This window comes from Bradyrhizobium sp. STM 3809 (assembly GCF_000239795.1).
GTDB lineage: Bacteria > Pseudomonadota > Alphaproteobacteria > Rhizobiales > Xanthobacteraceae > Bradyrhizobium.
In genome coordinates, this window is record NZ_CAFJ01000692.1 from 1 (window position 1) to 9,402 (window position 9,402).

Consider the following 9,402-nt stretch of genomic DNA (forward strand, 5'->3'; position numbering starts at 1 on the left):
CCATCGGGCTGCATCACGCGCTGAGGAATGGATTCCGGGCTCGTGCTTCGCACGCCCCGGAATGACGACCTTTGTTGGAGAAGCTGCTGAGGTTCGACAACATGTGCTAGCCTTGCACCGAGGACTCGCAGGGAGAGCGCCATGGCCAGCAAGAGCCGCAGCACCAAATCAGCATCACGCGCCGCCGCAAAGGCCGCGGCGCTGAAGACCCGCAAGAGCAGCAAGGCGGCCGCCAAGACGTCCGCGAAGACGTCCACCAAGACCGGCGCAAAAACCAATGCCAAGGCGCCCGCCAAGCCGGGCAGGGCGGCTGCGCCGTCCGCGCGCAAGGCACTCGTCAGCAAGGGCCGGCCGGCGCCGGCGCCGCGGCGGCCGCGGCAGAAGGTGGCGATCAGCCATCTCAACGAGGCGGACTTCAAGGCCGACGGCCTGCGCGCCTATGCCCATTATCGGGACCTCGGCATCGCCGCCGCCACCCACGGCCTGGCCCGCGCGCACGTCATCCGCATGCTGCCGCCGTGCAATCCGCAGGAGGTCTCGAAGCTGCACACCCATGCCGTCGACTTCCAGATGGTCTACGTGCTCAAGGGATGGGTGAAGAGCTACCTCGAAGGCGTTGGCGAGACGCTGATGACGGCGGGCAGCTGCTGGACGCAGCCGCCGAAGATCCGGCACATGATCCTCGACTATTCCGACGACGTCGAGCTGCTCGAGGTGATCCTGCCGGCCGACTTCAAAACGGTCGAAATTGTGGCCGACAATAATTAGACATCAATTGCGGCTCAGCTAAAGTTCCGAAGCTGGAATCGGGGGAGACGTTCGCAACCGGTGCTTGAGCGCCGCGGAGCGATCGCGCGAGGGGCTGTGGCGGGGTCCGCAGGCTGTCCCGAGCGCTGGCGAGCGCGTGTCTTCCTGCGTTCAGGAGGAAGGACAGCGCCGCGTGACACCCACTCACCGCGAGGACATCGACTGGCTGCGCGCCATCGCGGTGCTCTCCGTCATCGGCTTTCATTTCGAGGCGCCGGCGATCTTCGGCGGCTTCGTCGGGGTCGACATCTTCTTCGTCATCTCGGGCTACCTGATCACCGGCATCATCGCGTCGGAGATGGCGCAGGGGCGCTTCTCGTTCGCGCGCTTCTACGACCGCCGGGTGCGGCGGCTGCTGCCGGCGCTGTACGTCATGGTGGCATGCGCGGCGATCCCGGCGTCGTGGGACCTCTTGAGCTCCGAGCGCGCCGAGTTCTTCCGCTCCGCGGCCGCCGTCGTCACCTTCACCTCGAACATCTTCTTCTGGCAGCAATCCGGCTATTTCGACCACGCCGCCGTGGAGAAACCGCTGCTGCACACCTGGTCGCTGGCCGTGGAGGAGCAGTTCTACCTGGTGCTGCCCGTCGTGATCTGGGCGGTGCTGCGGCTGGCACGCGGGCGCAAACTGGCGCTGCCGCTGACGCTCTCGCTGCTGGCCGCGGCCTCGTTCGCGCTCAGCGTGATGCTGATCCGCAGCCAGGCGTCGGTGACCGCGTTCTTCCTCAGCCCGCCCAGGGCCTGGGAGTTTCTGCTCGGGAGCCTGATCGCGATCTCGGGCCTGCCGGCGCCGCGCCCCGGCCTGGCGCAGCGCTCCGCGCGGGCACTGGCGCTGCTGCTGCTGGCGATCCCGATCCTGTCGCTGCGCCCAGGCTCGGGCTTTCCGGGCGCCAATGCACTGGCGCCGTGCCTCGGCGCGGCGCTGTTTCTGTGGAGCGGGGAAGGCGTGCCCAACCGCCCGCGCAGCCCGCTGTCGCCACTCGCCGTGGCGGGGTTCGTCGGCCGCATCTCCTATTCGTTGTATCTCTGGCACTGGCCGCTGTTCGCCTTCGCCCGCTTCGCCAAGCCCGGCCTCGCGCTCGACGGCTGGGAGCGGGCGGGCCTGTTCGCGCTGACGGTCGCGGTGGCCACGCTGTCGTGGCGCTATGTCGAGCAGCCGTTCCGGGAACGCCGGCTGGCGGCTACGCCGCGCGCGGCCTTCGGTCTCGCGGCGCTGGCAAGCGTCCTGTTGCTGGCCGGCAGCAGCCTCGGCCTGCTGCGCAGCGGGGCCGGCTCCGACATGGATGCCGAGGCGCAGCGCCTCGACGCCTACAACGACTACGACATGAAGCCGGTGTATCGCTACGGCTCCTGCTTCACGACGCCGGACGGGCGCGTGGCCGAGGATTGCCTGCGTGCGGAGACCGGCAAGACCAACATCCTGCTGTGGGGCGACAGCTTCGCCGCGCATGCCTATCACGGCCTCAAGGCGCAGCTCGATCCCGCGACCGTCAACATCATGCAGGCGAGCCAGCCGACCTGCATGCCGACCTTCAGCGCGGAGACGCAGGGCGTTCCGGCCTGCCGCGCGCTCGCCGTGCAGATGCGCGAGTTCCTCGCCGCGCATCGTCCCGATCTCGTGGTGATGGCGGCGGATTGGCTCGAGGACGCGCGGCCGCCGCGCTTTGCCGGCATGCTGCACGACCTCCAGCAGACGCTGGCGCGGCTCGGCGAGGCCGGCATTCCGGTGGTGCTGCTCGGCCCCGCCGTGCAGTTCCGGGAGCGGCTGCCGTCGATGCTGGCACGCGCCACCCTGCGCGGCATCACGCCGGATCCCGACACCTTCGTCCGTTCGGATGTCTTCGCGCTCGACCAGGCGATGCAGGCGGCGCTGCCGAGCGGCGCGCGGCTGACCTATGTCTCGATCCTGTCAGCCGTGTGCGCGCAGCACGGCTGCCCGCTCATGGCCGGCGAAGTTCCCCTGTCGTTCGATCATGCGCATCTGACCGCCGAAGGCTCGGTGCTCGTGATGGGCAAGGTCGCGCCGCTGATCCTGCCGCGCGCGACGCGGCCGGGCTCAATTCAGGAGGCCGACGATCGCGCCCATCAGGCAGGTCGTGAGGGTGCCCGAGACGATTGATTTCAGGCCGAGCGCGTTGATCTCGTCGCGCCGTGTCGGGGCCATCGTGCCGAGGCCGCCGATCATGATGCCGAGGCTGGCGAAGTTGGCGAAGCCGCACATCGCATAGAGCATGATCAGCCGCGCGCGCGGGTCGAGCGCTCCCGGATCGAGCTTGGCGAGCTCGACATAGGCAATCAGCTCGTTGAGCACCGTCTTGGTGCCCATCAGGCTGCCGGCGGTGACGGCCTGCGCCCATGGCAGGCCCATCAGCCAGCACACCGGCGCCATCACGAGGCCGAGCAGGCGCTGCAGGGACACGGGCGCGCCGCCGACCGCCGGCAGCAGCGACAGGATCGCGTTGGCGAGATGCACCAGCGCGACCAGCACCAGGAGCAGCGCGACGATGTTCATCAACAGCTCGAGCCCGGCGCTGGTGCCCTTGACGATGGCGTCCATCGTCGAGGAGGCCTGCATGTCGGGATCGCCCAGCGCGCCACCGGTGAGCTGCTTCGATGTCTCCGGCACCATGATCAGGCTGACCAGGATCGCGGCGGGCGCACCGAGCACCGAGGCAATGACGAAATGCGCGGCCGCATCGGGAATGAGCGGCGCCAGCAATGTCGCGTACAGCACCAGCACGGTGCCCGCGATGCCGGCCATGCCCCCGGTCATCACCAGGAACAGCTCGCTGCGCGTCATCTGCGCGAGATAGGGCCGGATGAACAGCGGCGCCTCGACCATGCCGAGGAAGACGTTCGCGGCGGTGGAGAGGCCGACGGCGCCGCCGACGCCGAGCGTGCGCTCGAGCAGCCAGGCCATGCCGCGCACCAGGGGCGGCAACACGCGCCAGTAGAACAGCAGCGTGGTCAGCACGCTCATCACCAGCACGATCGGCAGCGCCTGGAAGGCGAGCACGAAATCCGCGCCGGGCGCCTTCAAGTCGAAGGGCAGGGCGCCGCCGCCGACATAGCCGAACACGAAGGAGGTGCCCGCACGAGAGGCGGAGGAGATGGCGCCGACCGCGTCGTTGATGGCGCCGAAAGCGTGCGCCACCACGGGGATCTTGAGCAGGACGAGCGCGGTCAGCAGCGTCACCACCAGCCCCAGCGTGGCCTGCTTGAGCGACACCGCGCGCCGGTTCTCGCCGAGCGCCCATGCGATCGCGAGCAGCGCGACGATCCCGAACGCCGATTGCAGCTGCAGCATCAGATCCCCCAAACCCCGCCCTATTATGAGCTGACGGAACAGCCCCGCGCAATGCGTTACGGCCATGCGGTGCCTGCGATTGACAAGCATCAGGGCCTGCGTCACGCAGACGCCATCATGTCGACCACGGTCCCGATCGGCGCGCGCGATCTCCTGAAGCAAAGCGCGTTCCTGTTCTTCCTGTCGTCCCGCAGCCTGTCGCGGTTCGCGAGCCAGATCGCGGCGGTGGCGATCGGCTGGCAGATCTACGATCTCACCGGGCGCGCCTTCGATCTCGGCATGGTCGGGCTGATCCAGTTTCTGCCGACGGCGTTGCTGGTGTTCGTCGCCGGCAATGCCGCCGACCGATTCCCGCGCAAGCGCGTCGTGCAGCTGTGCCAGCTCGCCGAGGCGCTGACCGCGCTGTATCTCTGCTGGGGCGCCTATGCCGGCCAGCTCGGCGAAGCGCAGCTGTTCGCGTCCGTCTTCGTGCTCGGCATCGCCGGCGCCTTCGAGAGCCCAGCGACCGCGGCGCTGCTGCCGCTGATCGCGCCGGAAGGCACGCTGCAGCGCGCCAGCGCGCTGTCGAGCGGCGCGGCGCAGCTCGCGACCATTGCGGGGCCGGCGATCGGCGGTTTCGCCTATGCTGTGGCGCCCGGGTTGCCCTATGGCATCATGATGCTGTTCTGGCTCGCCGGCATGGCGCTCACAGGTTTGATGCAGGTGCCGGACGATGTGCCGGCGGAGCGGCCCGACGGCAGCAAGGATGACCTGTTCGCCGGCGTGCGCTTCATCCGCGCCAATCCCGCCATCCTCGGCACCATCTCGCTCGACCTGTTCGCGGTGCTGCTCGGCGGCGTCACGGCGCTGCTGCCGATCTATGCGCGCGACGTTCTCGACACCGGGCCGTTCGGCCTCGGCGTGCTGCGTGCGGCGCCGGCGGTCGGGGCGCTGGCGATGACCGCGGTGCTCGCGCGGACGACGATCAAGCGGCGCGTCGGCCTGCGGATGTTTCAGGCGGTCATCGTATTCGGCGCGGCGACGGTCGTGTTCGCCGTCTCGCACGTGATGTGGATCTCGGTCGCCGCGCTCGCCATTCTCGGCGCGGCGGATACGATCAGCGTCGTGATCCGCTTCTCGCTGGTGCAGCTCGCCACGCCCAACGAGATGCGCGGCCGCGTCGGCGCGGTCAATTTCCTGTTCATCAACGCTTCCAACCAGCTCGGCCAGTTCGAAAGCGGCGTCACCGCCGCACTCTTCGGCGCCATGCCCGCCGCCATCCTCGGCGGCCTCGGCACCATCGCGGTGGCGCTGCTGTGGATGAAGCTGTTTCCGGAACTGCGGACGGTGGAGCGGCTGGAGTAGCGGCCGTGCAGGCACGCAGCCGTAGGGTGGGCAAAGCAGCCGCCCGCAGGGCGGCAGCGTGCCCACCATCGGGCGGCATCATAGGTGGCAAGATGGTGGGCACGGCGCCATTGCGACCTCTGTTGCCGATATAGCGCGGCAGCGCCTTTGCCCACCCTACAAGGGATGCGCTTCTATCAACCCCGTCCGACGAACGGCATCTTGGTCGCCATCACGGTGATGAACAGGACGTTGGCGCTGAGCGGCAGGCCGGCCATGTAGGCGACCGCATCGCCGACGGCTTTCACGTCCATGCGCGGCTCGGGCATCATCCGGCCATCGGGCTGCAGCACGCCGCCGACCATGCGCTCGGTCATCGGCGTCTCGGCATTGCCGATGTCGATCTGGCCGACCGCGATGTCATAGGCGCGGCCGTCGAGGTTCGAGGCCTTGGTCAGGCCGGTGATGGCATGCTTGGTCGAGGTGTAGGGCGAGGAGAACGGCCGCGGCGCATGCGCCGAGATCGAGCCGTTGTTGATGATGCGGCCGCCGCGCGGGCTCTGGTCCTTCATGATGCGGAAGGCGTGCTGCGTGCACAGGAACGGCGCGGTGAGGTTAGTGGCGACGACCGACTGCCACTGCTCCATGGTGAGATCCTCGAACGGCACCGGCGGCGCGCCCATGCCGGCATTGTTGAACAGCACGTCGAGCCGGCCATAGGTCGATTTGACGGTGTCGAACAGCGCCGCGATCGAGGCGGGGTTCATCATGTCGGCGGAGACGGGAAGGCTCATGCCGGCCGGACCGAGCTTGGCGGTCTCCTCCAGCATCTCCTTGCGGCGGCCGGCCAGCACCACGGTGAAGCCGGCGTTCATCAGCGCCAGCGATGCGGCGCGGCCGACACCGGTGCCTGCGCCCGTCACCAGCGCGATCTTCTTTGCTTCAGCCATGTTTCCTCACCTTTTCACGTTTTGCAGTTTTGGAGCGTCGCGCCGCGTCAGTGTTTCACGTCGCTCTGTGTCTTATAGGGCGGCCGCGGGATGTTGTTATGCGCCGCGCGCAGGGCCGCCGACCAGCGCGAGCGCAGGTCGTGGAAATAGGGCTCGCCGGCCTCGATGCGGTGGTTCAGATCCGCCTCGCAGGCGTCCGCACGCACCACCAGCACATCGATCGGCAGGCCGACGCCGAGATTGGAGCGCATCGTCGAATCCATCGAGATCAGCCCGGTCTTGAGCGCCTCGTAGAGCTCGACGTCATAGTGCATGGCGCGGTCGAGCACCGGCTTGCCGTATTTGTGCTCGCCGATCTGCAAATACGGCGTGTCGGTGGTGCATTCGATGAAATTGCCGGCGGTGTAGACCATGAACAGCCGCATCCGCGAGCCCTTGATCTGGCCGCCGAACAGGAAGGAGACGTCGAACGAGATGTCCTCGGCCTTCAGCGCCGGACCTTCGGTGGCGTGCACCATGCGGATCGCCTTGCCGATGCGCTGCGCCGCCTGGAACATGGTCGGCGCGTTCATCAACGTCTCGACCTCGCCGGTCTCGGGGTCCTCCATGCCTTCGGTCAGGGTCGACAGCACGGACTGGCTGATGGCGAGATTGCCGGCGCTGGCGACCGCCACGATGCGCTCGCCGGGATTGGAGAAGATGTGCAGCTTGCGGAAGGTGGAGACGTTGTCGAGACCGGCATTGGTTCGTGTGTCCGCGATCATGACGAGCCCGTCACGCACCAGAATTCCGCAGCAATAGGTCATCGTCAGTCCCCTCGAGCCAGTGCGCGAATAGTTAGCGAAAATCGGCGGTCCGTCCAACCCTGCCGTGGAGCGCGCGCCCATGTCCCACACACCGGTGTCATTCCGGGGCGCGCGAAGCGCGAGCCCGGAATCCATCGGGAGGCGGAACGCGCCGGGAAATGGATTCCGGGCTCGTCGCTTCGCGCCGCCCCGGAATGACGACCTCTTCTGGAGCAGCGGTGGAGGGCTGAGGCAGGCCCTCAGGACTGGCGCTGGGACTGCGATTGCGACTGGCTGCTGCGGCCGACCTGCTCGACCTTCACCTTCACGGAGAGCGTCTCGGTGCCGCCGCCGTAGCGGGTGCCACGGACCGGGGCGGCGCCGAGATAATCGAGGCCGATCGCGACGCGGACATGGGCATCGGTGGAGCAGATGCAATTGGCGGCGTCGAAGCCGACCCAGCCGAGATCCGGCACATAGGCCTCGGCCCAGGCGTGGCCCGCTTCCTGGTGCACCGCACCATCGGAGCGCAGAAAGTGCCCGGACACGAAGCGGGCCGGGATGCCCGCGGCGCGCGCGGAGGCGATGAAGATGTGGGCGTAGTCCTGGCAGACGCCGCGCTTCAGCACGAACGCTTCCGCCGCCGAGGTGCCGCTATGGGTCGGGTCCTCGTCGAAGGTCATGTGCTCGTAGACCTGGCTCATCAGCGTGTGCAGGAATCCGAGCACGTCGCTCTCGGATTCCGCGCGCAACTCGCGGACGATCGTGCTCATGGCGGCGTTCGCCGTCGTCAGCGGGGTCTGGCGCAGGAAGAAGCCGGGCGGAAACCGCTCGTCGGTGCCCTTGAGCACGCCGCCGGTGTCGTGGGTCTCCACCAGGCCTTCCGCGGTGATCGTGAGGTCCTGCAACGCACCATGGGTGATGACGTGGGTGACGTTGCCGAACGCGTCCTCATGCATGTCCAGGCGCGAATCGGTCGAGACGTCGATCTGCCATTCCGCGACATACTGGCCGTCATGGCTGCCGGGCGTCATGCGGATGATCTGGATGACGCCGGTGGCCGCCGGCTCGTAGCGGTAGGTGGTGGAATGGGAGATACGCAGGCGCATGGTCGTGTCCGATAGGATGCCGGTCTTTCCACCGTCAAGCCCGGCCATGACGACGGCCGAGAGCTTTTCACCATACTCGATCAGATCAGATATTGCTTGGTGATGATCTCCCCGAGCCGGGAATTGTCGGCGATGAACTCCTGGATGAACTCGTGGACGCCGCGCTGGAAGATGTCGTCCATGTTGGAGTGCTCGAGCCGGTTGCGGACGCCGCGGGCGTGGCGCTGCGACGGGCCCTGGCGGCCATAGGCGACGCCGATCTGGTCGAGATTGCGGACGAGGTTGCCGTAGCAGCTCGCGAGCGAGCGCGGCAGCGTGTCGTTGAGGATCAGGAGGTCGGCGATCAGCCAGGGTTTCAGCGTCTCGCGATACACCCAGTGATAGGCCGTCAGCGCCGAAACCGAGCGCAGGATCGAGGTCCACTGGTAGTAGTCGAGCGGGCCGCCGACATGCTCCTCCTCGGGCAGCAGCACGTGATATTTCACGTCGAGAATGCGCGCGGTGTTGTCGGCGCGCTCCAGATGCAGGCCGAGCCGCGAGAACCAATAGGCGTCGTTGCGCAGCATCGTCCGATAGGCCGAGCCGTCGAAGCGCAGCGAGGTCTCCTGCACGAAGCGCAGGAAGCGCGCCAGCTCCTCGCGCGTCTTGGTGCCCTTGCTCCAGACCTCCTGCAGCTCGATCCAGGCGCCGTTGATCGTGTCCCACATTTCCGAGGTCAGCGCGGTCCGCACCGAGCGTGCGTTGAGGCGGGCGGCCTCGATGCAGTTCTTGATCGAGGAGGGATTGGATTGGTTGAACGACAGATATTCGATGACGTTGTGCTCGTTGGCTTCGGGATAGGCCTCGAAGAAGCTCGCCGAGACGCCGGCGGTCATCAGCGCCGATTCCCACTCGTTGGTCTTGCCGATATAGGCCGCGGGCAGGGCGGTGACGCGCAGGGTCGCGTCGATGGTGCGGGCGAGATACTCGGCGCGCTCCACATAGCGGGCGAGCCAGTACAGGTTTTCGGCGGTGCGCGACAGCATGGGCAATCTATGAGGTGCGGAGGGAGCCGGCCCCGGGGGCGGGGAAGGCATGCACGGGAACGGAAATGCTTGCGAGCGAAGGCGTGCCGCAAGCACGCT

General features: G+C 67.6%; 8 protein-coding genes and 1 pseudogene. 3 read left to right on the plus strand and 6 right to left on the minus strand.

All coding sequences use genetic code 11. The annotated features are described in order from the left end of the window. Positions 1–141: 141 nt before the first annotated feature. Both BRAS3809_RS30415 and BRAS3809_RS30420 read left to right on the plus strand, forming a co-directional pair. Positions 142–768: a cupin domain-containing protein gene (locus tag BRAS3809_RS30415; protein ID WP_008965856.1), complete on the plus strand. Its 627-nt coding sequence runs from the start codon at positions 142–144 to the stop codon at positions 766–768. A gap of 172 nt (positions 769–940) precedes the next feature. After that, positions 941–2,923 (plus strand): acyltransferase family protein, encoded by a 1,983-nt coding sequence (locus BRAS3809_RS30420; RefSeq protein ID WP_240535808.1) that lies wholly within the window; start codon positions 941–943, stop codon positions 2,921–2,923. On the opposite strand, the gene BRAS3809_RS30425 is transcribed toward BRAS3809_RS30420, so the two are convergent. Both BRAS3809_RS30425 and BRAS3809_RS37800 read right to left on the minus strand, forming a co-directional pair. Beyond that, positions 2,861–3,883, minus strand: a complete 1,023-nt coding sequence (locus BRAS3809_RS30425; protein ID WP_502685685.1) for a NupC/NupG family nucleoside CNT transporter — start codon at positions 3,881–3,883, stop codon at positions 2,861–2,863. The genes BRAS3809_RS30420 and BRAS3809_RS30425 overlap by 63 nt on opposite strands. Then, positions 3,884–4,111: pseudogene (locus BRAS3809_RS37800) on the minus strand (Na+ dependent nucleoside transporter N-terminal domain-containing protein); the annotation flags it as partial. A gap of 117 nt (positions 4,112–4,228) precedes the next feature. Between BRAS3809_RS37800 and BRAS3809_RS30430 the strand changes: the two are divergent. After that, on the plus strand, positions 4,229–5,455 hold the full coding sequence (locus tag BRAS3809_RS30430; protein WP_008965859.1) for an MFS transporter: 1,227 nt from the start codon (positions 4,229–4,231) through the stop codon (positions 5,453–5,455). 176 nt (positions 5,456–5,631) lie between these two features. On the opposite strand, the gene BRAS3809_RS30435 is transcribed toward BRAS3809_RS30430, so the two are convergent. The 4 genes from BRAS3809_RS30435 to BRAS3809_RS30450 form a co-directional block, all read right to left on the minus strand. Next, positions 5,632–6,384 carry an SDR family oxidoreductase gene (locus tag BRAS3809_RS30435; protein ID WP_008965860.1) on the minus strand — a complete coding sequence of 251 codons (753 nt, stop codon included), beginning with the start codon at positions 6,382–6,384 and terminating at the stop codon, positions 5,632–5,634. Positions 6,385–6,431: 47 nt separating this feature from the next. Beyond that, on the minus strand, positions 6,432–7,190 hold the full coding sequence (locus BRAS3809_RS30440; protein ID WP_008965861.1) for a proteasome-type protease: 759 nt from the start codon (positions 7,188–7,190) through the stop codon (positions 6,432–6,434). A gap of 239 nt (positions 7,191–7,429) precedes the next feature. Then, a complete protein-coding gene (locus BRAS3809_RS30445) occupies positions 7,430–8,278 on the minus strand; it encodes a transglutaminase family protein (RefSeq protein WP_008965862.1) in 849 nt (282 codons plus the stop codon). Between the two features lie 80 nt (positions 8,279–8,358). Next, positions 8,359–9,303 carry an alpha-E domain-containing protein gene (locus tag BRAS3809_RS30450; protein ID WP_008965863.1) on the minus strand — a complete coding sequence of 315 codons (945 nt, stop codon included), beginning with the start codon at positions 9,301–9,303 and terminating at the stop codon, positions 8,359–8,361. Positions 9,304–9,402: the final 99 nt, after the last annotated feature.

Excerpts from the sequence above, each read along its gene's own strand:
- BRAS3809_RS30415 (WP_008965856.1), top strand. The coding sequence starts at position 142 with ATGGCCAGCAAGAGCCGCAGCACCAAATCAGCATCACGCGCCGCCGCA.
- BRAS3809_RS30430 (WP_008965859.1), top strand. The coding sequence starts at position 4,229 with ATGTCGACCACGGTCCCGATCGGCGCGCGCGATCTCCTGAAGCAAAGC.
- BRAS3809_RS30435 (WP_008965860.1), bottom strand. The coding sequence starts at position 6,384 with ATGGCTGAAGCAAAGAAGATCGCGCTGGTGACGGGCGCAGGCACCGGT.
- BRAS3809_RS30440 (WP_008965861.1), bottom strand. The coding sequence starts at position 7,190 with ATGACCTATTGCTGCGGAATTCTGGTGCGTGACGGGCTCGTCATGATC.
- BRAS3809_RS30445 (WP_008965862.1), bottom strand. The coding sequence starts at position 8,278 with ATGCGCCTGCGTATCTCCCATTCCACCACCTACCGCTACGAGCCGGCG.
- BRAS3809_RS30450 (WP_008965863.1), bottom strand. The coding sequence starts at position 9,303 with ATGCTGTCGCGCACCGCCGAAAACCTGTACTGGCTCGCCCGCTATGTG.